At 61.4% G+C, this 23,053-nt stretch carries 23 protein-coding genes; 14 read left to right on the top strand and 9 right to left on the bottom strand.

Annotation, left to right across the window (positions count from 1 at the left end):
* The first annotated feature begins 8 nt into the window (after positions 1-8).
* The 3 genes from zwf to BLU85_RS06815 are packed head-to-tail and all read left to right on the top strand — an operon-like array spanning position 9 to position 2,861.
* Entirely contained in the window at positions 9-1,478 is a 1,470-nt protein-coding gene (zwf, locus tag BLU85_RS06825) for a glucose-6-phosphate dehydrogenase (RefSeq protein ID WP_092203908.1), read from the top strand.
* On the top strand, positions 1,465-2,178 hold the full coding sequence (gene pgl / locus BLU85_RS06820) for a 6-phosphogluconolactonase (protein ID WP_092203906.1): 714 nt from the start codon (positions 1,465-1,467) through the stop codon (positions 2,176-2,178). Before zwf ends, pgl begins: the two co-directional genes overlap by 14 nt.
* Before the next feature lie 17 nt (positions 2,179-2,195).
* Positions 2,196-2,861 carry a bifunctional 4-hydroxy-2-oxoglutarate aldolase/2-dehydro-3-deoxy-phosphogluconate aldolase gene (locus BLU85_RS06815; RefSeq protein ID WP_060738863.1) on the top strand — a complete coding sequence of 222 codons (666 nt, stop codon included), beginning with the start codon at positions 2,196-2,198 and terminating at the stop codon, positions 2,859-2,861.
* A gap of 259 nt (positions 2,862-3,120) precedes the next feature.
* Here the strand turns inward: BLU85_RS06815 and BLU85_RS06810 are convergent, their stop codons facing one another.
* Both BLU85_RS06810 and BLU85_RS06805 read right to left on the bottom strand, forming a co-directional pair.
* On the bottom strand, positions 3,121-4,308 hold the full coding sequence (locus tag BLU85_RS06810; RefSeq protein ID WP_092203904.1) for an aminotransferase class V-fold PLP-dependent enzyme: 1,188 nt from the start codon (positions 4,306-4,308) through the stop codon (positions 3,121-3,123).
* Positions 4,309-4,324: 16 nt separating this feature from the next.
* On the bottom strand, positions 4,325-4,561 hold the full coding sequence (locus BLU85_RS06805) for a DUF3820 family protein (RefSeq protein WP_092203902.1): 237 nt from the start codon (positions 4,559-4,561) through the stop codon (positions 4,325-4,327).
* A gap of 207 nt (positions 4,562-4,768) precedes the next feature.
* Between BLU85_RS06805 and BLU85_RS06800 the strand changes: the two genes are divergently transcribed.
* The 4 genes from BLU85_RS06800 (at position 4,769) to BLU85_RS06785 (ending at position 8,546) form a co-directional block, all read left to right on the top strand.
* Positions 4,769-5,236: a ferritin-like domain-containing protein gene (locus BLU85_RS06800; RefSeq protein ID WP_092203900.1), complete on the top strand. Its 468-nt coding sequence runs from the start codon at positions 4,769-4,771 to the stop codon at positions 5,234-5,236.
* Between the two features lie 243 nt (positions 5,237-5,479).
* Positions 5,480-7,480 (top strand): FUSC family protein, encoded by a 2,001-nt coding sequence (locus BLU85_RS06795; RefSeq protein ID WP_092203898.1) that lies wholly within the window; start codon positions 5,480-5,482, stop codon positions 7,478-7,480.
* On the top strand, positions 7,467-7,673 hold the full coding sequence (locus BLU85_RS06790; protein WP_092203896.1) for a DUF1656 domain-containing protein: 207 nt from the start codon (positions 7,467-7,469) through the stop codon (positions 7,671-7,673). The genes BLU85_RS06795 and BLU85_RS06790 overlap by 14 nt, the downstream gene beginning before the upstream one ends.
* Before the next feature lie 9 nt (positions 7,674-7,682).
* Complete coding sequence (locus BLU85_RS06785) at positions 7,683-8,546, top strand: efflux RND transporter periplasmic adaptor subunit (protein WP_092203894.1); 864 nt, start codon at positions 7,683-7,685, stop codon at positions 8,544-8,546.
* 152 nt (positions 8,547-8,698) lie between these two features.
* Here the strand turns inward: BLU85_RS06785 and BLU85_RS06780 are convergent, their stop codons facing one another.
* Both BLU85_RS06780 and BLU85_RS06775 read right to left on the bottom strand, forming a co-directional pair.
* A complete protein-coding gene (locus BLU85_RS06780; RefSeq protein WP_092166033.1) occupies positions 8,699-9,169 on the bottom strand; it encodes a MaoC family dehydratase in 471 nt (156 codons plus the stop codon).
* A gap of 40 nt (positions 9,170-9,209) precedes the next feature.
* A complete protein-coding gene (locus tag BLU85_RS06775) occupies positions 9,210-10,154 on the bottom strand; it encodes an alpha/beta hydrolase (RefSeq protein ID WP_092203892.1) in 945 nt (314 codons plus the stop codon).
* 224 nt (positions 10,155-10,378) lie between these two features.
* On the opposite strand from BLU85_RS06775, the gene fadD2 reads away from it, so the two are divergent.
* Together fadD2 and fadD1 are read left to right on the top strand one after the other, a co-directional pair.
* Positions 10,379-12,067: a long-chain-fatty-acid--CoA ligase FadD2 gene (fadD2, locus tag BLU85_RS06770; protein ID WP_092203890.1), complete on the top strand. Its 1,689-nt coding sequence runs from the start codon at positions 10,379-10,381 to the stop codon at positions 12,065-12,067.
* 362 nt (positions 12,068-12,429) lie between these two features.
* Positions 12,430-14,121, top strand: a complete 1,692-nt coding sequence (gene fadD1, locus BLU85_RS06765) for a long-chain-fatty-acid--CoA ligase FadD1 (protein WP_092203888.1) — start codon at positions 12,430-12,432, stop codon at positions 14,119-14,121.
* A gap of 208 nt (positions 14,122-14,329) precedes the next feature.
* Here fadD1 and BLU85_RS06760 read toward each other — a convergent pair whose 3' ends face one another.
* Positions 14,330-14,707, bottom strand: coding sequence for a hypothetical protein (locus tag BLU85_RS06760; protein ID WP_060738853.1), 378 nt, complete (start codon positions 14,705-14,707; stop codon positions 14,330-14,332).
* Between the two features lie 196 nt (positions 14,708-14,903).
* Between BLU85_RS06760 and BLU85_RS06755 the strand changes: the two genes are divergently transcribed.
* The 3 genes from BLU85_RS06755 (at position 14,904) to def (ending at position 16,755) form a co-directional block, all read left to right on the top strand.
* On the top strand, positions 14,904-15,095 hold the full coding sequence (locus BLU85_RS06755) for a CsbD family protein (protein WP_060738852.1): 192 nt from the start codon (positions 14,904-14,906) through the stop codon (positions 15,093-15,095).
* A 173-nt stretch (positions 15,096-15,268) separates the two neighbouring features.
* Positions 15,269-16,219: a YihY/virulence factor BrkB family protein gene (locus BLU85_RS06750; RefSeq protein WP_060738851.1), complete on the top strand. Its 951-nt coding sequence runs from the start codon at positions 15,269-15,271 to the stop codon at positions 16,217-16,219.
* Positions 16,216-16,755 (top strand): peptide deformylase, encoded by a 540-nt coding sequence (gene def / locus BLU85_RS06745; RefSeq protein WP_092203886.1) that lies wholly within the window; start codon positions 16,216-16,218, stop codon positions 16,753-16,755. Before BLU85_RS06750 ends, def begins: the two co-directional genes overlap by 4 nt.
* A gap of 122 nt (positions 16,756-16,877) precedes the next feature.
* Here def and BLU85_RS06740 read toward each other — a convergent pair whose 3' ends face one another.
* From BLU85_RS06740 to BLU85_RS06730, 3 genes are all read right to left on the bottom strand, one after another.
* Positions 16,878-17,297: a GNAT family N-acetyltransferase gene (locus BLU85_RS06740; RefSeq protein ID WP_092203884.1), complete on the bottom strand. Its 420-nt coding sequence runs from the start codon at positions 17,295-17,297 to the stop codon at positions 16,878-16,880.
* 290 nt (positions 17,298-17,587) lie between these two features.
* Positions 17,588-18,142, bottom strand: coding sequence for a hypothetical protein (locus BLU85_RS06735; RefSeq protein WP_092203882.1), 555 nt, complete (start codon positions 18,140-18,142; stop codon positions 17,588-17,590).
* Positions 18,143-18,300: 158 nt separating this feature from the next.
* Positions 18,301-19,332 (bottom strand): HTH-type transcriptional regulator GntR, encoded by a 1,032-nt coding sequence (locus BLU85_RS06730; RefSeq protein ID WP_092203880.1) that lies wholly within the window; start codon positions 19,330-19,332, stop codon positions 18,301-18,303.
* Between the two features lie 216 nt (positions 19,333-19,548).
* Between BLU85_RS06730 and BLU85_RS06725 the strand changes: the two genes are divergently transcribed.
* Positions 19,549-20,082, top strand: a complete 534-nt coding sequence (locus BLU85_RS06725; protein ID WP_092203878.1) for a gluconokinase — start codon at positions 19,549-19,551, stop codon at positions 20,080-20,082.
* 91 nt (positions 20,083-20,173) lie between these two features.
* Positions 20,174-21,526 (top strand): GntP family permease, encoded by a 1,353-nt coding sequence (locus BLU85_RS06720; RefSeq protein ID WP_092203876.1) that lies wholly within the window; start codon positions 20,174-20,176, stop codon positions 21,524-21,526.
* Between the two features lie 165 nt (positions 21,527-21,691).
* Here the strand turns inward: BLU85_RS06720 and alaC are convergent, their stop codons facing one another.
* Complete coding sequence (gene alaC / locus BLU85_RS06715) at positions 21,692-22,909, bottom strand: alanine transaminase (RefSeq protein WP_060738844.1); 1,218 nt, start codon at positions 22,907-22,909, stop codon at positions 21,692-21,694.
* Between the last annotated feature and the right edge of the window lie 144 nt (positions 22,910-23,053).

Genomic DNA, 23,053 nt, shown 5'->3' with positions numbered 1-23,053 from the left:
CAAACATCATGCCTTCGATTACGGTTGAACCGTGCACCTTTGCCTTGTTCGGCGCGTTGGGCGATCTGGCCTTGCGCAAGCTCTTTCCTGCCCTGTACCAGCTCGATGGCGCCCAATTGTTGCACGAGGACACGCGGATCATCGCGCTGGCCCGTGAGCCTGGCGGTGAGCAGCAGCACCTGGCATTCATCGCTGCCGAGCTGCGCCGTTATGTCGGCGAAAAAGACCTGGACGAAGCCGTACTCGAGCGCTTCCTGGCACGGTTGACCTACCTGCACGTGGATTTCCTCAAGGCCGACGATTATGTCGCCCTGGCCGAAGCGGCCGGTTCGGCCCAGCAGGTCATTGCCTATTTCGCCACCCCGGCGGCGGTGTATGGGGCGATCTGCGAGAACCTGGCGAAGGTCGGCTTGAGCGAGAATACCCGGGTCGTGCTGGAGAAACCCATTGGCTCGGACCTGGAGTCGTCGCGCAAGGTCAACGATGCCGTGGCGCAGTTCTTCCCGGAGAACCGTACTTATCGCATCGACCATTACCTGGGCAAGGAGACGGTCCAGAACCTGATCGCGCTGCGGTTCGCCAACAGCCTGTTCGAAACCCAGTGGAACCAGAACTACATTTCCCACGTGGAAATCACCGTGGCCGAGAAGGTCGGTATCGAAGGCCGCTGGGGCTATTTCGACAAGGCCGGCCAACTGCGGGACATGATCCAGAACCACCTGCTGCAGCTGCTGTGCCTGATCGCCATGGACCCGCCGGCCGACTTGTCCGCCGACAGTATCCGTGACGAGAAGGTCAAGGTGCTCAAGGCCCTCGCGCCGATCAGCCCGGAAGGCTTGACCACCCAGGTGGTGCGCGGCCAGTACATCGCCGGCCACAGCGAGGGCAAGTCGGTGCCTGGCTACCTCGAAGAACCCAATTCCAACACCCAGAGCGACACCGAGACGTTCGTCGCCCTGCGCGCCGACATCCGCAACTGGCGTTGGGCCGGGGTACCGTTTTACCTGCGTACCGGCAAGCGCATGCCGCAGAAGCTGTCGCAGATCGTCATCCACTTCAAGGAACCGTCCCACTACATCTTCGCGCCCGAGCAGCGTTTGCAGATCAGCAACAAGCTGATCATCCGCCTGCAACCGGACGAAGGGATTTCCTTGCGGGTGATGACCAAGGAGCAGGGCCTGGACAAGGGCATGCAATTGCGCAGCGGTCCGCTACAACTCAACTTCTCCGACACCTATCGCAGCGCACGGATTCCCGATGCCTACGAGCGGTTGTTGCTGGAAGTCATGAACGGCAATCAGAACCTGTTTGTCCGTAAAGACGAAATCGAAGCCGCGTGGACGTGGTGTGACCAGTTGATTGCCGGGTGGAAAAAATCCGGCGATGCGCCCAAGCCGTATGCGGCTGGGTCCTGGGGGCCGATGAGCTCCATTGCTCTGATCACGCGGGATGGGAGGTCATGGTATGGCGATATCTGAAGTGAAACTGCCCCAGGGCGTCAGCGCCCGTGAATTCAAGAACCCGGTGCTGCTGGCCGAAGGCCTGGCGCTGAACGTGGCCGAGCAGTTGCGCAATGCGATCGATGCCCGCGGCACGGGGACCCTGGTGGTGTCCGGTGGCCGCAGTCCGGTGGCGTTTTTCCAGCACTTGGCCAAGCAGCCGCTGGACTGGTCCAAGGTGGTGGTCAGCCTGGCCGACGAGCGCTGGGTACCGGTTGAACACGCCGACAGCAACGCCGGTTTGCTCAAGCGTTACCTGTTGCAGGGCGCAGCGGCCAAGGTCCAGTTCCTGAGCCTCTACAGCGCCAGCGCTCACCTGGAAGCGGCTGCCGAGCAGGCCGATCGTTTGCTGGCCGAGCTGCCGCCCATCGACGTGCTGGTATTGGGCATGGGCGATGACGGGCATACCGCCTCGCTGTTCCCCGGCAGCCCGAACCTGGCCCAAGCCCTGGACGCCAATGGCGCACGCCGCTGCTGGCCGATGCTGGCACCGACCGTGCCGCATCAGCGCTTGACCATGAGCCGCGCCTTGCTGGCTTCGGCGCAACACAAAGTGCTGTCGATTTCCGGTCAGTCGAAATTGACCACCCTGAACGCTGCGGTGGCAGGTGACGATGTCGCCGAAATGCCGATCCGTGCGTTTTTGCAACCTACGTTAGAGATTTACTGGTGCCCATGAACCAAGGATCAGCCGCTATGACAAACCCATCCCCGACCGTTTCCATGGCGGACAAAGTTGCCCTGATCGACAGCCTCTGCGCCAAGGCGCGGATCCTGCCGGTGATCACCATCGCCCGTGAACAGGACATCCTGCCGCTGGCCGATGCCCTGGCCGCCGGTGGCCTGACGGCGCTGGAAGTGACGTTGCGTTCCCAGCACGGCCTCAAGGCCATCCAGGTGCTGCGCGAGCAGCGTCCGGAACTGGTGACCGGCGCCGGCACGGTACTCGATCGCCACATGCTGGACGCCGCCGAGGCGGCCGGCTCGCAGTTCATCGTCACCCCGGGCATCACCCGTGACCTGCTCGAAGCCAGCGTCTACAGCTCCATCCCCTTGTTGCCGGGCATCAGCAATGCCTCGGGCATCATGGAAGGCTACAGCCTGGGCTATCGCCGCTTCAAACTGTTCCCGGCCGAAGTCAGCGGTGGCGTCGCGGCCATCAAGGCCTTGGGCGGCCCGTTCGGCGAAGTGAAATTCTGTCCGACCGGCGGCGTGAGCCCTGCCAACATCAAGAGCTACATGGCGTTGAAAAACGTGATGTGCGTGGGCGGAAGCTGGATGCTTGATCCGGAGTGGATCAAGAACGGCGACTGGGCCCGCATTCAGGAATGCACTGCCGAGGCCTTGGCGCTGCTGGACTGATTGTTTTACCGAACCTCGTTGGGTGTTCTACGGTTTTACGGTGCGCTTGGTCGGCGCGCCGTTTTTTTTGCCTGGGGTTTTATGCTGGCACAGATTTCCTGTGGCCAGAGAGCAAGCTCCCGCTGGGCTGTGTAGGAGCTGGCGAAGCCTGCGATCTTTTGATCTTTCGCTTGAGACTCAAGTGTCTGGGCAAAGATCGCAGCCTCGCTCCGCTCGTCAGCTACAGGTCCAGCGGGAGCAGGCTCCCTCGTCACAGGGGCTAGGTGCGGCTCAGATGGATCAGCGCCTGGGTCAACCGCTCGATATCACTCGCCAAGGTAATCAACCCTGGGGTAATGCGGATGCATGGCCCGACGCTGGTATGGCGCACCACGGTGAAAATCCCATGCTCATCGAGCAGTCGAGCGGCCATCGTCTGTTGGTCGGCCTGGTTGGTGAAGCGCATCGCCGTGATGCCGCAATAGAGGCGCCGGTCATCCGGGGTCATCACCTCGATGCCCGGCACATCGCGCACGGCATTCACCCACAGGTCGCGCAGGTAGCAGAGGCGCGCGCCCTTGGCCAAGGCACCGCCCAGGCTGCGGTGTTCTTCGAAGACCAGGGGCAGGGTGAGCAAGGCCGGGATATTGGGCGTGCTGTGGGGCGTGCGTGTGCGGATGTCGGTGGCGGGGTAGTGGTCTTCGTCCATGTCCGGATCGATGTCGGCCAACCGCTGCGGGGCGATGTACAGGAAGCCCTGGGAGAGCGGGCCGCCGATCCACTTCTGCAGGTTGAACCCGGCAAATTCGATCCCGAGCTTCTTCAGGTCGAAATCGATCTGACCCAGGGCGTGGGCACCGTCGAGGATGATATCGACGGCAAACGCCCGGGCGTTCTCGGCAATGGCCTGGACCGGCATCACCAGCCCGGTCAGGTGGTTGACGTAGGTCAGCGCCATCAGCTTGAGGCGAGGGTAGCGAATGAACGCTTCGCGGTAAGTGCTCACCAGGCTGTCGAAACTGGCGGGGTGCTGGTGGACGATTTCGATCACCTCCGCGCCACGTTGGCGGGCCAGCCAGCGCATGGCGCTTTTGACCGAGGCATATTCCACGTCACAGATCAGCACTTGATCGCCCGGCTTGAGGCTGTTGTAGTTGCGAATCAAGGTTTGCAGGGCATCCACCGCGCTGTTGGCCAACGTCACGCTCTGGGGGGAGGCGTGGATCAGCCGGGCCACCTGTCGCCGAATGGCTTCGCCGTGTTCCCGGTCGAACTGCTGGCGCACATACACCGAGTTGCCGCGGTTGATGAACTCGATGTTGCGCTGGTATTCCTCCACCACGGTGCGGGACATGCGTCCGAAGTAGCCGTTTTCCAGATTGAGTGGCCCGGCGGGATCGATGTCGTAGCGGTCGACAAAGGTTCGCCAGAAGGCTTCATCGTGGGCGCGCAGCGTGTTCTCGGGCATGGCGGGTCTCAGTCAGTCAATGGCGAGGTTTGGGCAGGCCATGTTTGGCGCGTAGCGGGTCCAGCAGGTCGGACAAGCCGTTATGATCGATTTCCTGCATCAATGCCAGCAAACCGCCGAGTTCACCGTGGGGGAAACCCTGGCGAGCGAACCAGTTGAGGTATTGACCTGGCAGGTCGGCAAGGATTCGACCCTTGTACTTGCCAAAGGGCATTTGACGCGTGACGAGCAACTCGAGCTTTTCCGGATTCATGGCAATCGTCTTGATTTCAAATCTGTCTCGAAAATACAGGCATTCTGCATGCAGGCCAAATGACAGATCATGCAAATAGCGCGGATACAGATTTCAGGGTATTTGTTAAATAATTGATTTTTAAGTGCTTTTATTGGGTTTGATGGCTGGCATGGCTGATGCAATATCCCTTGCAGGTTTTCTATTCACCAGCAAAGGAACTGAAAAATGACTGACATCAACAAAGAATCCATCTCCGTCTTGAACGACCTGATCGAGACCTGCAAGGATGGCCAGGAAGGGTTCAAGACCTGCGCTGAAGACATCAAGCATCCAGAGCTCAAGACGCTGTTCGTCCAGCGCTCCGCCGATTGCGCCACCGCGGCGGCCGAGCTGCAGGCAGCTGTTCGTTCGCTGGGCGGTGATCCGGAAACGTCCACCAGCGTTGCCGGTGACCTGCACCGTCGCTGGGTGGACGTGAAATCCATGTTCACCGGCAAGGATGAAGAAGCGGTGCTCAACGAAGCCGAGCGCGGCGAGGACCATGCGCTCAAGGCTTATAAAGAGGCGCTGGAGAAAATCAACAAGCACAACCTGGTGGGCATTCGTGACCTGGTCGAACGTCAGTACCATGGCGTGCAACGCAACCATGACCAGGTCAAGGCTCTGCGCAACCAGGCGCGTGCCCAGAGTTAAACACGCAGCCAACGCCAAAAAAAACGCCAGCCTGCCTGGCGTTTTTTTTGTTTGGGGCTCGGATTGAAGGTGACACTGTTGTGGCGAGTCAGGTTGGCGCACTCAGCCTCGATCAGAAAAAGTGTGTTGTTGAATCCATCAATAATCAGCTCTGGACTCTAATAGGTAGCTAGCTAATAATTGCGCCGCCTATCCCTCCGCATTGCATCTATTGTTATTGGCGTCCCCCAAAGAGTTTTTCGCGTGCCCATTACCTTCCAGGCCTTGTTCGCCCCCGACCGCCTCGCTGTGCAGTTCGCCATCAAGACCGTGCTTGGCGCCGGGCTGGCGTTATGGCTGGCGTTGCGCTGGGGGTTGGAGCAGCCGTCGTGGGCGCTGATGACGGCGATCATCGTCGCCCAGCCACTGTCCGGGATGGTGGTGCAGAAAGGGTTGGCGCGATTGGTCGGCACGTTGGTGGGCACCGTCATGTCGGTGGTGTTCATGGGGCTGTTTGCCCAGGCGCCCTGGTTGTTCCTGCTGGCCTTGGCGCTCTGGCTAGGCCTTTGCACGGCCTGTTCGACGCTGCTGCGCAGTGCCTGGTCGTATTCATTCGTATTGGCCGGCTACACGGTGGCGATCATTGCCCTGCCGGCCATTTCCCATCCGCTGGGGGTGTTTGACCAAGCGGTGGCGCGCTGTACCGAGATCAGCCTGGGCATCGTCTGTGCCACGGCGGCCAGTGCCTTGCTCTGGCCGTTGCGGGTCGAGCGGCAACTGGCCGGTCAGGCCCTGGCTGCCTGGCAGAGTGGCATGCAGGCAGCCCGTGCGACCCTGGCGGGCGATGCCCAGGCCCGTAAAGGATTGCTGGAAATTCTGGGCAGGATCGTCGCGGTGGATGCCCAGCGCGAACATGCCTGGTTCGAAGGCAGCCGAGGTCGACAGCGAGCCCGGGCCATCAGCGGCTTGAGCCAGAAATTGCTGATGCTGCTGCGTATCTCGCGCTCGGTGCGCCGGCAGTGGAAGCAGCTTGACCCCGAGGAAGCGGTGGCGCTCCAGCCATGGATGAACGAGGTGCGGCAAGCCCTCGATGCCGACAGTGCGACCCTGCAGGCCCTGCGCCCCCGGGTATGGGATGCGTCCCACGACCCCCAGATCAGCGCGGCGCAAAGTTACTGCCTGGCGCGGTTCGCCTTGTTGCTCGATACCGCCCTGGCCGCCTGCGCCGCCCTGACGGCGGTGCAGGAGGGCAGGGAGGCGGCGGATCCACCCCGCACCTTGACGCCCCATCGCGACGTGTCCCTGGCCATGGTCTTCGGCGCGCGTAGCGCCCTGGCATTCCTGGCGGTGGCCTGTTTCTGGCTGGCGACCGCCTGGCCCGCCGCATCGGGTGCGCTGGTACTGACGTGCGTGGTGTGCAGCCTGTTCGCCAGTCGCGAAAACGGCGCGCAGATCGGCATGAGTTTTCTGCGCGGCATCTTTTTGGCCGTGCCGACGGCGTTCGTGATCGGCGAGCTCGTGCTACCGCAATGGAGCAGTTTCGCGATGCTGTGCATGGCCATGGGCGTGCCGTTGTTTTTCGGGGCATTGGGCATGGCCAAGCCGCAGATCTTCGCCACGGCGACGTCGTTCTGCCTGCATTTCGTGGTGTTGATTTCACCGCTCAATGCCATGAAATACGACGTCGCGGCGTTCTTCAACAATGCCCAGGCCATGATGATCGGCGTGGGCGCGGCGGTGTTGGCCTTCAATCTGTTGATTTTGCGCAACCCGGCCTGGCACAGCCGCCGTCTGCTGGCCGCGACCCTTCACGATCTGGTGCGCCTGACCCATCGCCGCCTGCCGGGGGCCGAGAGTTGGTTCGGCGGGCGCATGGCCGACCGGCTGTTGCAGCTCGCCAGGCATTACCCTGAACTGCCGGCGCAGTCGCGCAGCCGTTGGGATGATGGTTTGCTTGGCCTGGACATCGGCGATGAGCTGTTGCATTTGCGCCTGAGCCTGGCCGTCGCCCAAGTGCCCGATACCCGGGCGCAGCGCCGTTATTTCGAAGCGCTGGAGCAGGTGCTCGAACGTGGTCCGGCCGGTGACCAGGCCGATGCGCTGGCCCCGGCGAGCGCCGAGTTCCTGGACGTGTTGTCGACCCAGCCGCCCGGCGATGCACTGAAGCTGGCCCAGGGCGCGGTGGTGCAATTGCAAAACAGCTGGCGCGCCTGGTGCAGCCAGCACGAACCTGAACGACGGGAGCACAGCCATGGGCTTGCGTGAGTGGTCGATTGGCGGGGTGTTGCTCAGCCCGTTCCTGATTTATTTGGTACTGGCGTTGCTGGTGACCGGCGCGTTGCGCCTGTTGCTCAGCCTGGTGCCGGCCGGGCGGTGGATCTGGCATGAAGCCTTGTTCGACTGCGCCCTGTATGTCTGTGTCCTGACTGTCATTACCGTGGTCCTCGGGCCGCTATAGGAGTTGAACATGCGTACTTCCGTACGTGTCGCCGTCACGCTGTGCATGGTGGCCGTGGCGATCTTCGCCGGCTTTCACCTGTGGCAGTACTACATGCTCACGCCCTGGACTCGCGATGCGCGGATCCGCGCTGACGTGGTAGTGATCGCACCCGACGTGTCGGGCTGGGTGCGCGAGCTCAAGGCTGTGGATAACCAGCAGGTCAAGGCCGGTGATCTGCTGTTGAGCATCGACCGCGAGCGTTTCGAGGCGGCGGTGGAGAAGGCCCGGGCCGTGGTCCAGACACGCCAGCAGCAACTGAGCCTGCGCGAACACGAAGCCAGTCGCCGCGCCGCCCTGGGCCCCCAGGCCATCAGTGCCGAATTGCGGGAAAACGCCCAGATCAACGCTGGCATCGCCCGCGGCGAACTGCGCGAAGCCCAGGCCGAGGCCAAGGTCGCCGAGCTCAACCTGGCCCGCAGCCAGGTCCTGGCCCCCCGCAGCGGCCACATCACCAACCTGCGCCTGGCCGAAGGCAACTACGTGAATGCCGGCCAGCCGGTCATGGCGCTGATCGATGACTCGACGTTCTATGTGCAGGCCTATTTCGAAGAAACCAAATTGCCCAGGATTCGTGTGGGCGATCCGGTCAAGATCTGGCTGATGAGTGCCGGCCATGCGCTGGAGGGGCATGTCGAAAGCATCAGCCGCGGCATTACCGACCGCAACACCAACCCCGATGCGCAGTTGCTGGCGGAGGTGGAGCCGACCTTCAACTGGGTGCGCCTGGCCCAGCGGATCCCGGTGCGGATCAAGTTGGACAAGGTGCCGGAGGGGGTGAACCTGAGCGCCGGGATGACGGCGAGCGTGCAGGTGCGCGAAGACCAGCCATAATTTTGTGGCGAGGGGATTTATCCCCGTTGGGCTGCGCAGCAGCCCTTGTGCCCAGGCTGACACACGGCAGGGATTTGAGGTATTGGGGCCGCTTCGCGCCCCAGCGGGGATAAATCCCCTCGCCACATGTCATTCACTTTAGATCGCGGTAATCAACCGACAGTGATCGCCGGCAATGTCGGCAAGGTCACGGTCTGCTGTTTGCGCGGGGCGAGGATTTCGGCTTCGCCGTCCACCACCAGCTCGTCGCGCTGATTGAACACGCGGGTGGCGATGCGCACACGAAATTTCGGCATCTTTTCCAGGATTTCCAGGCGCACGGTCAGGGTGTCGCCGATTTTCACCGGTTTCTGGAAGCTCATCTGCTGGCCGATATAGATCGTGCCCGGCCCAGGCAGCTCGCACGCCACCGCCGCGCTGATCAGCGCACCGCTGAACATGCCGTGGGCGATGCGCTCCTTGAACATGCTCGCCGCGGCGAATTCGGCGTCCAGGTGCACCGGGTTGTGATCGCCCGACATCGCTGCGAACAGCTGGATGTCGCGTTCCTCGACGGTCTTGCTGTAGCTGGCGGTCTGGCCGATTTCGAGGGCTTCGTAAGGGGTGTTGGTAACCTGGGTCATCTGTTTCAGATCCTGTGGAGTAAAGGAAAACGCTGCAAGCCTACTCGCTGCGTGGCGGCCGCTTGTGTTCCAGGGCCTGGGCAATCCAGGCCAGCACGTCGGCGGTCACTTCATCGCGGTTGGTTTCATTGAACAATTCGTGCCGGGCCTGCGGGTAAATCGTCAATTGCAGGTGCTGGCTGCCGGCGTCACGCAGGGCGTCGGCCAGATCCTTCAGACGCTTGCCTTCGCTCACCGGATCACATTCGCCACCGATCACCAGCAGGGGCAGGCCCGGATCGATCTGGGCGAGATTGGACGCTTTGCTGATTTGCTGCAAGCCGCCGAGCAGGTCGACCCACAGTTGATTGGTGCAGCGAAAGCCGCACAGCGGGTCGTGGACGTACTTGTCGACTTCGGCCGGATCGCGGCTGAGCCAGTCGAAGGGGGTACGCGTCGGTTTGAATTTCTTGTTGAAACTGCCGAACGACAGCCACTCGATCAAGGCACTGCGCCCCGTCGCACCCTGGCGCCGGCGTTCGAAGCGGGCGATCAGGCGAGCGCTGCGGTAGAGCGCCACCGGCTGGAAGTTCGAACCGCTGAGAATCGCCCCGTGCAGGCTGGCGCTGTGATGCAGCAGGTAACCCTGGGCGATGTAGCTGCCCATGCTGTGGCCCAGCAGCAGGATGGGCGTATCAGGGTGCTGCTGGCCGATGTGATGGTTGAGGCTGGCCAAATCACCCACGACCTTGGCCCAGCCGTCTTCGTCGGCAAAGTGGCCGAGTATCGTTCCCTCGCCGGTCTTGCCATGGCCGCGCAGATCCATCCCATAGACCCCATAGCCTTCGTCGCACAGCGCCTGGGCCAGGCGGGCGTAGCGGCCACTGTGTTCAGCCATGCCATGGGCCAGCATGATCACCGCCACCGGGGCGGTTTCGGGCAGCCACTGGTTGACGAACAGGCGGCTATGGTCGGTCGCGGTCAGCCAGAACGTTTGGTGGATCATGGCGATTCCTTTGCACAAAGTCAGACGCAGCGTCGCTGCATTGTATAGCGCATCCGTTGCGTCTCGCCTGATCAGGCCACGCCATGGCAAGAAGATTCACACAATCTATGACGCAGGTTGCCATATTTGCCTGATTGGCCATAGCTGCTAGTGTCCCAGGAGCTCCGCCTCTGCAAGCGATACAGACGCGGCCCGGACATGCTCAGGTAAAGAGGACAAAAACAATGCAGCCTGATTTCTGGAATGACAAACGCCCGGCCGGCGTGCCCCTGGACGTCGACCTGGGGACCTACAAGTCGGTGATCGAGGTGTTCGAGCGTTCCTGCAAGAAATTTGCCGACCGTCCGGCGTTCAGCAACATGGGGGTGACCCTCACCTATGCCGAGCTCGAGCGCTACAGCGCGGCTTTCGCCGGTTACCTGCAAACCCATACCGACCTGGCGCCTGGCGATCGTATCGCGGTGCAGATGCCGAATATCCTGCAGTACCCGATCGCCGTGTTCGGTGCCTTGCGCGCCGGGCTGATCGTGGTCAACACCAACCCGCTGTACACCGCGCGGGAAATGCGTCATCAGTTCAAGGACTCCGGTGCCCGGGCCCTGGTGTACCTGAACATGTTCGGGCAGAAAGTCCAGGAGGTGTTGCCCGATACGGACCTGCAATACCTGATCGAAGCGAAGATGGGCGACATGATGCCCACCGCCAAGGGCTGGCTGGTCAACACGATGGTGAGCAAGGTCAAGAAAATGGTCCCGGCCTATTCACTGCCCCAGGCCATTTCCTTCAAGAGCGCCTTGCGCCTGGGACGCGGCCAGGGCATCAAGCCGCTGACCGTCAGCCTCGACGATATCGCGGTATTGCAATACACCGGTGGCACCACCGGGTTGGCGAAGGGCGCGATGCTGACCCACGGCAACCTGGTGGCCAACATGCAACAGGCCCGGGCCTGCCTGGGGCAGCTCGGCGATGACGGCCAGCCGCTGCTGCGCGAAGGCCAGGAGGTCATGATCGCGCCACTGCCGCTGTACCATATCTATGCGTTCACGGCGAACTGCATGTGCATGATGGTGACCGGCAACCACAACGTGTTGATCACCAATCCACGGGACATCGGCGGCTTCATCAAGGAACTGAAGAACTGGCGTTTCTCGTTGCTGCTGGGGCTCAACACGCTGTTCGTGGCGTTGATGGACCATCCGGATTTCAAGACCCTGGATTTTTCCCACCTCAAGGTCACCAACTCCGGCGGCACCGCGTTGATCAAGGCCACCGCCGAGCGCTGGCAGCAGCTCACCGGTTGCGGGATTACCGAGGGCTATGGCCTGACCGAAACCTCACCGGTGGCCAGTGCCAATCCTTATGGCGGCAAGTCTCGACTGGGCACGGTGGGGATGCCGGTGCCGGGTACGCTGATGAAAGTGATCAACGACGATGGCGTCGAGCAGCCCCTGGGCGAGCGCGGCGAGCTGTGCATCAAGGGGCCGCAGATCATGAAAGGCTATTGGAACAAGCCCGAGGCCACGGCCGAAGTGCTGGACAGCGAGGGCTGGTTCAAGTCTGGCGATATCGCGGTGATCGACCCGGACGGGTTTGTGCGCATCGTCGACCGCAAGAAAGACATGATCATCGTCTCGGGTTTCAATGTGTACCCCAACGAGATCGAAGACGTGGTGATGGCCCATCCCAAGGTGGCCAACTGCGCGGTGATCGGCGTGCCGGACGAGCGTTCGGGTGAGGCGGTGAAGTTGTTCGTGGTGGCGCGGGAAACCGGGGTCAGCCTTGAAGAACTCAAGGCCTATTGCAAGGAGAATTTCACCGGCTACAAGATTCCCAAGCACATCGTGTTGCGGGATTCATTGCCGATGACGCCAGTGGGCAAGATCCTGCGGCGGGAGTTGCGGGATATCGCCTGAGGCGCCTGCCTCATGGATCACTGTGGGAGCGAGCTTGCTCGCGATAGCGGTAGGTCAGTAACAGAGATGTGGGCTGATACACCGCCATCGCGAGCAAGCTCGCTCCCACCGTTTTTATATATTCGGGGTCATTATCCAAGGCTTAGAATTTTTACTCTAAAAATGACCATAAATATTCATGAGTCATGTTTATGACTGTGGGGGTTGTTTTTGGCTCTAGGCGACCCTCGGCAAAGCTGCTACTCTCGGCGCGCTTTTGTGACTTCTCGGCCTTGATTCAAGCCAGATTCACCAATAAACACACACCAATAATAATCGCATCAAATGCGGTGAGAATTCGCGTTGCTGAGGAGTGGGCTTCCATGATCGAAGACTTTTGGAAGGATAAGTACCCAGCTGGGATTGCTGCCGACATCAATCCAGACGAGTATCCGAATATTCAGGCGGTGTTGAAGCAGTCCTGCCAACGCTTTGCCAACAAGCCGGCATTCAGCAACCTCGGCAAGACGATCACCTACGGTGAGCTCTACGAGTTGTCCGGGGCGTTTGCCGCGTACCTGCAACAGCATACCGATTTACAGCCGGGCGATCGAATCGCCGTGCAGTTGCCCAACGTTCTCCAGTACCCGGTGGCGGTGTTCGGTGCGATCCGTGCCGGGCTGATCGTGGTCAACACCAACCCGTTGTACACCGCGCGGGAAATGGAACACCAGTTCAACGACTCCGGTGCCAAGGCCCTGGTGTGCCTGGCGAACATGGCGCACCTGGCCGAAACCGTGGTGCCGAAGACGGGCGTCAAGCACGTTATCGTCACTGAAGTCGCCGACCTGCTTCCGCCGCTCAAGCGCCTGTTGATCAACAGCGTGATCAAGTACGTCAAGAAGATGGTCCCGGCTTATCACTTGCCCAAGGCCGTCAAGTTCAACGACGTGTTGAGCAAAGGCCACGGCCAGCCGGTGAACGAAGCCAACCCCACCAGCGACGACGTGGCCGTGCTGCAATACACCGGCGGCACCACCGGCGTGGCCAAGGGCGCGATGCTCAGCCACCGCAACCTGGTGGCCAACATGTTGCAGTGCAAGGCGCTGATGGGCTCCAACCTCAATGAAGGTTGCGAGGTGCTGATCACGCCACTGCCGCTGTACCACATCTATGCCTTCACCTTTCATTGCATGGCGATGATGCTGATCGGCAACCACAATATTCTGATCAGCAACCCGCGTGACCTTTCGGCGATGGTCAAGGAACTGTCGAAGTGGAAGTTCAGCGGTTTCGTCGGCCTCAATACGCTGTTCGTGGCCCTGTGCAACAACGAAGCCTTCCGCAAGCTGGACTTCTCGGCACTGAAAGTCACCCTGTCCGGAGGCATGGCCTTGCAACTGGCCGCGGCCGAGCGCTGGAAAGCGGTGACCGGTTGCCCGATCTGCGAAGGTTATGGCATGACCGAAACCAGCCCGGTGGCCACCGTCAACCCGATCCAGAACATCCAGATGGGTACCATCGGTATTCCTGTGCCGTCGACGCTGTGCAAGGTGATCAATGACGCGGGTGTCGAGCAGCCATTGGGCGAAATCGGCGAGTTGTGCGTGAAAGGTCCACAGGTGATGAAGGGCTACTGGCAGCGTCAGGACGCCACCGACGAGATCCTCGACAGCGAAGGTTGGCTCAAGACCGGTGATATCGCGCTGATCCAGCCGGACGGCTACATGCGCATCGTCGATCGCAAGAAGGACATGATCCTGATCTCCGGTTTCAACGTGTACCCCAACGAACTGGAAGACGTGCTGGCAACCCTGCCGGGCGTGCTGCAATGCGCGGCCATCGGCGTACCGGACGAAAAATCCGGCGAGGCGATCAAGATCTTCATCGTCGCACGGCCCGGTGTGACGTTGACCAAGGAACAGGTAATGGAACACATGCGTGCCAACGTCACCGGCTACAAGGTGCCCAAGGCCGTGGAGTTCCGCGATGCCTTGCCGACCACCAACGTGGGCAAGATCCTGCGCCGCGAGTTGCGGGATGAAGAACTCAGGAAGTTGGGGTTGAAGAAGTAAGACCGTTACCCATGAAAAGCCCCGCTGATGCGGGGCTTTTTGTTGGCTGCGATTTCCTGGGCAAGAAAGCTTGTGTGGCGAGGGAGCTTGCTCCCGCTGGACGCGCAGCGGCCCCTTGCGGTGTGTCCGTCAGATCGAAGGGGGCTGCTGCGCAGCCCAGCGGGAGCAAGCTCCCTCGCCACAGGGAACCGGTGCCTCTCGGGTCCGGTTACAACCGGAACTGCGCAAAATCCAGGTTGGTGCCACCCGGTCGCATGTCCTGCAGGTAGGCGTCCTTGTCGGCACTCAGTTCCAGGCTCAGGGCTGCCTTGCGTTTGCCCTGGTTGCGCACTTCCAGGCCTTCCATTTTTTCCCGCAGGAACACGGTCGGCACCTTCAAGTGCAGCAGCTCATCGGTGGCCGGCGTGTGCAGCAGCAGGTGGATCCATTCGTACTGACCGATGGCCAGGCGCGCCACCGGGATATCGAACCAGAAGATGTTGCGGTTGCGGTTCAATTCGCTGAAATGGCAATTGTTGACGCCCAGTACGGCGCCGCCCAGTTCCTGGTTCCTGCGGGCGATGGCCTGCTTTTTATCGAGTTTCATAACGTTCCTACGGGGTTGGAGCTTCAAGCCACGGCCTGAATACGTGGGGCATTCTCGGGGGTTGATCGACAAACATAAAGTGCAACCTGCATTCGACGCTGAAATGTGCCGCTGAAAAAAATGAAACTCCCGGCGAACGGCCCCGGTCAACCCTTATGTAATGACTTTTCGTAGCGTTGTTCACAGGAGAGACACCATGGGTAGCACGAGCGATAAAGTGAAGGGCGTCGCCAACGAAGCCGTTGGCAACATCAAGCAAGGCGTCGGCAAGGCCACCGACAATGACCGTATGCGCGCCGAGGGCGTGGTCCAGGAGAAAAAAGGCGAGGCCCAACAAGCCGTGGGCAAGGCCAAGGATGCGGTCAAGAAAGGCGTCGACAAGGCATAACCGGCCTGTAGTGAAGCGAATGGAACGGTCATCTGCGGATGGCCGTTTTCATGTCGGCTCGAACTTGCACCGGGGAAATTGTTCCAAAGTCGCCAAACAGGTTACTTTGTCTTGGATAACAACCCCATGAGTCGCCAGGCGACCTTCCTTTTTTGCGGCGAAAGGAGACGCACATGATGTTTCCGGCCTTGAAAGGCTTACCTTTGCATCGTGTGATGATGCGTACCGTGACCGAGTTCGTCGACGACGAGATGTCGACCTACGCCTCGGCACTGGCCTACCAGATGCTGTTTTCGCTGTTTCCGTTCATTCTCTTCCTGATTGCCTTGATCGGTTTCCTGCACCTGCCGGACTTCTTCTCCTGGCTGCGCCTGCAATCGGAGCTGGTGCTGCCCCCCCAGGCCCTGGAGCAGGTCAACCCGGTGATCGACCAGCTTCAGCAGTCCAAGGGTGGGTTGCTGTCCGTGGGTATCGTCATCGCCTTGTGGACCGCTTCGGCGGGCGTGCGCCTGATGATGAGCGCGATGAACGCCGCCTACGATGTGGTGGAAGGACGTCCGGCCTGGAAGCGCTTCCCGCTGTCGATTTTCTACACGGTCGGCATCGCCGGCATGCTGCTGGCCGCTGCGGCGTTGATGGTGCTCGGGCCGCAGGTAATGGGCTGGATTGCGGCCCAGGTCGGCCTGGAGGAGTTCATCGTCACGCTCTGGACGATCGTGCGTTGGCCGGTGATCGTGTTCTTGCTGATGGTGGCCGTGGCGCTGATCTATTACGTGATGCCCGACGTCAAGCAGGAGTTTCGCTTCATCACGCCGGGGTCGGTGCTGGCGGTGGTGGTGTGGATCATCGCTTCCCTGGGCTTCGCGTTTTACGTCAAGACCTTTGCCAACTACAACGCCATGTATGGCAGCATCGGCGCGATCATCGTGTTGTTGCTGTATTTCTATATTTCTTCGGCGGTGCTGTTGCTCGGCGCGGAAATGAATGCGGTGATCGAGCACATGTCCACCGAGGGCAAGAACCCGGGTGAAAAGAGCGCGGGCGAGCACGAAAAACAGCATGTGTCGGGCCTGGGGCGCGACCATTCCATCCCTCAAACCCATCCTGACGAAGCCCGACCATGATCCGTGAAATCCTGAAAATGGGCGACGAACGCCTGCTGCGCATCGCCCCGCCGGTGCCCGCCGAAATGTTCGACAGCCCGGAGTTGTGGCAATTGATCGACGACATGTTCCAGACCATGGAAAGCGTCGGCGGCGTCGGTCTGGCGGCGCCGCAGATCGGCGTCGACCTGCAGCTGGTGATCTTCGGCTTCGAGCACAGCGAGCGTTACCCCGACGCCGAGGCGGTGCCCCAGACCATCCTGATCAACCCACTGATCACCCCCCTGGGCCCGCAGATGGAAGAGGGCTTCGAAGGTTGCCTGTCGGTGCCGGGCCTGCGCGGTGCGGTGGAGCGCTACCAACACATCCGCTATGAGGGCTTCGATCCCAAGGGCGAGCCGATCGTGCGTTACGCGTCGGGTTTTCATGCGCGGGTGGTGCAGCATGAATGCGATCATCTGATCGGGCGCTTGTACCCGTCGCGCATCACTGATTTCAGCAAGTTCGGCTTTACCGAAGTGATGTTCCCGGACCTGGACCCCGCCGCCGACGATTGATACCCACCCCTGAACCCCGTGGGAGCGAGCTTGCTCGCGATGGCGGTGTGTCAGCCGCCATTGATGCAGCTGACCTGACGCCACCGCGAGCAAGCTCGCTCCCACAAGGGACTGCCCTGATCTCAGGGTTTTGCAGGCTCCCACCCCATCGCAATCATCGGCTTGCTGCGGGCATACCGGCTCAGGCGCTCGGCCATCGCATAGGGCAGTTCAGGGTCGAAGCTGAAGCCACGCCGCTCATAAAAGCCGCGCAAGTCCGGGTGGCAGAACAGCCACACCGGTTTGTCCACACCGTTCACCGCTTCGGCGATCAATCGCGCGGCTATGCCCTGGACGCGGTACGCCGGGTCGACGAACAACCCCGTCAACCAATGCCCACCCGACACGGGCCGCAAGCACAGGGCGGCGACGATCTCATCGCGCCGTGCCACCCACAGCTGCGCGTCACGCACCGCTTTCATCGAGGATTGGTGAGCGCGATAGAACTTGTTCATCAGCGGCCAAAGCGATGCTTCGAGCGCTGCGTAATGGATTTCGGACATGGTTGGGTCGTGGCGCAGAAGGGGGAGGCAATTATAAAAGAACGCGACTGCGGCGATAGGTGTATACCTGACTTCACATCCCGTATGACTGGAGTACGTATCATGGCCAAAGGCATGGATTCAAAAAAAGCGGCAAAGAAAAAACCGGCGAAGACTGCCGATGAGAAGCGCGCCGACAAAAAAACCAAAAAGGTGAACCTGTTCGGTCATTGAGCCGGTACCGCTTCGGCGGGCCTCAGGTTTGAGCTGGGCGGTCACCCCAGCTCAAACGCTTGGTGATGTGCCGAGGCTCAAAGCGAGGCGAGAAACATGTCCGTGGCCGAGGCTTTGTCGCCCGTGCGGCTTTCTTGGGCCTTTTCCACTTGTGCCATCGCCGACTTGTCCTGCATGCGCTGGGCAATCTCCTGGCTGACCGCCATCTGCTTCTCGGGCGGCATCGCTTCGAACGCTTCCTCGGTAATGCCCATCTCTTCGAGAATACTGTCGCGCAGGCGCTCTTCGGGCGTCTTGCTCATGTAGTCCTTGAACTGCGCCGTGGCGGAGCCGCCCAGTGTCGTGGTTTCTTCAGGCATTGATGAAGCCACGGTCTGCAGTTGCACGCGCGTCTTGGCGAACGCCTCATCCACCTTGTCGCTGATGGCGGTGGCGGCATTGACCTGTTGCGTGGCTCGTCGGGTGAAGGAATCCTGGACCTGGGCACTGCCCTGGCTGGCCTGGGCCTGGACATTATTGCGCAATGCCTGCAGCGCGGCGCTTTGCAGGCCGCTGGCGGCTTCGGCGGTGGGATCCTCGCCCGGGCGTTTGAGTGGCAAGACCATCGCTTGCTGTTTGGCACTGACCAACATGATGAACACCTGTAGGTAATGGCTGAGCGATGGGCAGGAGCAATTCCCATGCCGCCTTCGCAAGGCCCGTATTCCAAAGGGTCTGGACAAGCGCGCGGCGAGCGGGGCGGCCAACCCTTGCCGTCCGACGGCATGGATCGACCGCTTGAGCGTGCGCCTCAGGTGCTTTCGCGAACCTTGAGCTCGAAACCCAGGTCCACCACCGGCTGCGCGATGCGGTTGCCGGCCATCAGCGTCAGCATCTGTTCGGCGGCGCGGCGACCGATGGCTTCCCGTGGGGTGCTGATGCTGCTCAGGCGCGGCACCATATGGGCCGAGGCGGGCAGGTCGTTGAAACCGAGGATCGACACCCGCTCGGGGATCTTGATGCCGCAGCGCAATGCTTCGAGCAGGGCGCCGTGGGCCAGGTCATCGTTGCCGAAGAAGATCGCATCGACGTCCGGGTGACTGGCCAGCAATTGCAGGAACAGCTCGCCGCCCAGGCCCACCGATGATGGACGCGGTGTCAGTACTTCCAGGTCCGGGTCGTACAATCCGACGTTCTGCAAGGCACGCCGGAAACCCTCGCCGCGCAGCAGGGTGCGCTGGTCCAGCTGCGCGCCGATGTAGGCAAGGCGCTTGCGGCCCTTGGAAATCAAGTGCTCGGCCGCCGTTTCGCCAGCCTTGAGCTGGGAAAAACCGACGCAATTGAGCCCGGCGCCGGGGTCCAGTTCCATCATGTACACGCACGGTATGTTGCTGGCCTCGATCATGCGCCGGGCGCTTTCGGTGCGGTCGAAACCGGTCAGCAGCAACCCCCGTGGCTGGTAGGCCATGTAGTTGCGCAACAGGTCTTCTTCCTCGTCCCGGGAGTAGTGGTAGTTGCCGATCACCACTTCGAAACCCTTGGGTCGCAGCACCCGATGGATGGCTTCCAGGGTGTCGATGAACAACAGGTTGGACAACGACGGCACCAGCACCACCACCGAATGGCTCTGGGCCGAAGCCAGGGCGCGGGCGGCGGGATTGACAACGTAGTTGAGTTCCACGGCGGCCTGGCGGACTTTTTCCACCAGTTCCGAGGCGACGGTGCTGACGCCACGCAGGGCACGGGAGGCGGTGATAGGGCTGACACCGGCCAGGCGTGCGACTTCGTTGAGCGTGGGGCGACCGGTGGTGCGAGGATTCTTATCGTTTTTAGGGGCGGTCATCAGGGCGGCTTGCCAAACAAAAATCAAGGCACTAAGGTAGCGCTGTCTCGACGCCGCTGCAAATGCGTGAGCGGGGGTTGCCTGATCCCCTGTCCACGGGTGTCGTGAACGAACATGCTGCAACCACAAAAATGACAAGAAGGCGTCGGCAACTTCTGCTTTTGCTGCGGTGTCATAACTGGCAAAGGTAGCGCTGTCTGCGCGCTGAGGTGTTACATGAACAATCCCATCTCCGCCCTGGTCATCATGGGCGTTGCCGGTTGCGGCAAAACGTGCGTCAGCCAGGCCCTGTGCCAGTTGAGCGGCGCCACCGCCATCGAAGGCGACACGTTCCACCCCGCGGCCAACATCCAGAAGATGAGCGCCGGTATCCCCTTGAATGACGACGACCGTGCCGGCTGGCTCGACAGCCTGTGCGACGAGTTGCGCCGTGTCGATGCCACGGGCGAGCGCCCGGTGCTGACCTGCTCGGCCCTCAAGCACAGTTATCGCGAGCGTCTGCGCAGCGCCTTGCCCGGCCTGGGCTTCGTATTCCTTGAGTTGACCCCCGAAGTGGCCGCCGACCGCGTTTCCCATCGTCCCGGCCATTTCATGCCGTCGACCCTGATCGACAGCCAGTTCGCCACCCTTGAATCCCCTGTCGGCGAGCCCCTGACCCTGGCTCTGGACGCGTCCAGCCACAGCGTTGACGAACTGGCGCAGCAGGCTTACGTCTGGTGGTTGGCCCACGGTTTGAAGCTGGCCAGCTGATTTCAAAAAATTTGCGTCAGAAAGATAGCGCTGTCCCGACGACTCATAAATAACTGCTTCAATAACAACAACAAATCAGGAGACACCTCCCATGTTCGGCATGTCCCACGAGACGTTCCTACTGCTTGATGCAGTGGTCACGGTGATCGGACTCATCGTCCTCATCACCAAGTTCAAATTCCACCCGTTCATTGCGCTGACCATCGCCGCCGCGTTCCTCGGCCTGACATCGGGCATGCCGACCGGCACCATCATCAAGGCGTTCCAGGACGGCTTCGGTGGCGTGCTGGGCTTTGTCGGCATCATCCTGGCGCTGGGCACGATGCTCGGCAAAATGATGGCCGAGTCGGGCGGGGCCGATCAGATCGCCCAGACCCTGATCCGCGCCTTCGGCAAGGACAAGGTGCAGTGGGCGATGATGTTCGCCGCGTTCCTGGTGGGCATCCCGCTGTTCTTCGAAATCGGCTTCGTGCTGCTGATCCCGCTGGTGTTCATCGTTGCGCGCCGCACCGGCGTGTCGATCATCAAGATCGGTATCCCGCTGCTGGCCGGTCTTTCCGCGGTCCACGGCCTGGTGCCGCCGCACCCGGGGCCGCTGCTGGCGATTGGCGTGTTTGGCGCCGACATCGGCAAGACCATTCTCTATGGTCTGATCGTCGCGCTGCCGACTGCCATCATTGCCGGCCCGATCTTCGGTACATTCATTGCCAAGCACATCCCCGGCCATCCGAACCAGGAACTGGTGGACCAACTGGCCCGCGAGACGAGCGCCGCCGAGCTGCCAAGCTTCAGCATCACCCTGATCACCGTGCTGTCGCCGGTGTTCCTGATGCTGCTCAAGACTTTCGCTGACGTGGCGCTGCCGGACGGCAACCTCTTCCGCGCCTGGATGGACATGATCGGCCACCCGATCTCGGCGTTGCTGCTGGCATTGTTGCTGTCGCTGTACACCTTCGGCTACAAGCAGGGCATCGGTTCCAGCCAGATGCTCAAATGGCTGGACGCCAGCCTGGCGCCGACCGCCGCGATCATCCTGATCATCGGTGCCGGTGGTGGCTTCAAGCAGATGCTGGTCACCAGCGGCGTGGGCGATGTGATCGGTCACATGGCGGTGAGTGCGCAGATCTCGCCGATCCTGCTGGCGTGGTTGGTGGCGGCGGTGATCCGTATCGCCACAGGTTCGGCGACGGTGGCGACCATTACCGGTGCCGGTATCGTGGTGCCGGTGGTGGGGATGATGCCGGGTGTGAACCGTGAGCTGCTGGTGCTGGCGACCGGTGCCGGCTCGTTGATCCTGTCCCACGTCAACGATGCGGGTTTCTGGCTGGTCAAGCAGTACTTCAACATGACCGTGGCCGAGACGTTCAAGACCTGGACCGCGATGGAAACCATCCTGTCGGTGGTGGGGTTGATCTTTATCCTGCTGCTGTCGCTGGTGGTATAACCGACAACCTATAACCCTTTGTGGGAGCGAGCTTGCTCGCGATAGCGGACTTGCAGTCGATACTTTACTGACTGTTGTACCGCTATCGCGAGCAAGCTCGCTCCCACACTGGTTTCGGGTGATCAGTAGAGCCAGGGCGGGAGCCAACCCCGCCGCTGGTTTAGGTCAGGCGTTTGGTTTGCTTACCAACCCATCCGCCCTGAACATCCCACGGATCCCACGCACCGCCTGGCGAATCCGGTCCTGGTTCTCGATCAGCGCAAAGCGCACGTGATCATCCCCATACTCCCCGAACCCCACCCCCGGCGAGACACAGACCTTGGCCTCGGCCAGCAGCTTCTTGGCGAACTCCAGCGAGCCCAGGTGCGCATAGGCCTCGGGGATCTTGGCCCAGACGTACATTGATGCCTTCGGGTTCTCTACCATCCAGCCCAGCTCATGCAGGCCCTTGACCAGCACGTTGCGGCGCTGGCGGTACTGCTCGGCGATGTCGCGCACGCATTGCTGGTCGCCTTCGAGGGCGGCGATGGCCGCCACCTGCAGCGGCGTGAAGGTGCCGTAGTCGTGGTAGCTCTTGATCCGCGCCAGGGCGTTGACCAGTTCCGGGTTGCCCACCATGAACCCGATGCGCCAGCCGGCCATGTTGTAGCTCTTGGACAGGGTGAAGAACTCCACCGCGATGTCTTTCGCGCCCGGCACTTGCATGATCGACGGGGCTTTCCAGCCGTCATACACGATGTCGGCGTAGGCCAGGTCGTGGATCACCAGCACGTCGTACTGCTTGGCCAGGGCGATGACCCGCTCGAAGAAGTCCAGCTCCACGCACTGGGCGGTGGGGTTGGACGGGAAGCCGAGGATCATCATCTTCGGCTTGGGGATCGAGCCGCGAATGGCCCGCTCCAGTTCGTCGAAGAAATCCACCCCAGGCACCAACGGCACCGAGCGCACCTGGGCGCCAGCGATCACCGCGCCGTAGATGTGGATCGGATAGCTGGGGTTGGGCACCAGCACCGTGTCGCCCTGGTCCAGGGTCGCCAGCATCAGGTGGGCCAGGCCTTCCTTGGACCCGATGGTGACGATGGCTTCGGTCTCCGGGTCGATGTCCACCTCATAGCGGTCCTTGTACCAGCGCGAAATGGCGCGGCGCAGGCGCGGGATGCCTTTGGAGGTGGAATAACCGTGGGTGTCTTCGCGCTGGGCGACGGTGACCAGTTTTTCCACGATGTGTGGAGGCGTGGCGCCGTCGGGATTACCCATGCTCAAGTCGATGATGTCTTCGCCGCGCCGACGCGCAGCCATCTTCAGCTCGGCAGTGATATTGAATACATATGGGGGGAGTCGATCGATGCGCGCAAAGCGGCGCGGCGAACCTTGTTCGGCCATTATTGCCTCGAGATACGTGAGCGCCCGGAACCGTCCGAGCGACGTTGGCCACTGCGGTGGCCTGCGGCGCAAGATAATCGGGCGGATGTCGGATTGTCCAGTAGCCGAGGCGAACTATTTTCGACGACACTGTCGCCCTGGCCG

It is taken from the genome of Pseudomonas sp. NFACC14 (genome assembly GCF_900106885.1).
In the GTDB taxonomy this organism is placed as follows: domain Bacteria; phylum Pseudomonadota; class Gammaproteobacteria; order Pseudomonadales; family Pseudomonadaceae; genus Aquipseudomonas; species Aquipseudomonas fluorescens_AA.
This window is presented reverse-complemented; position numbering and strand designations above follow the sequence as displayed.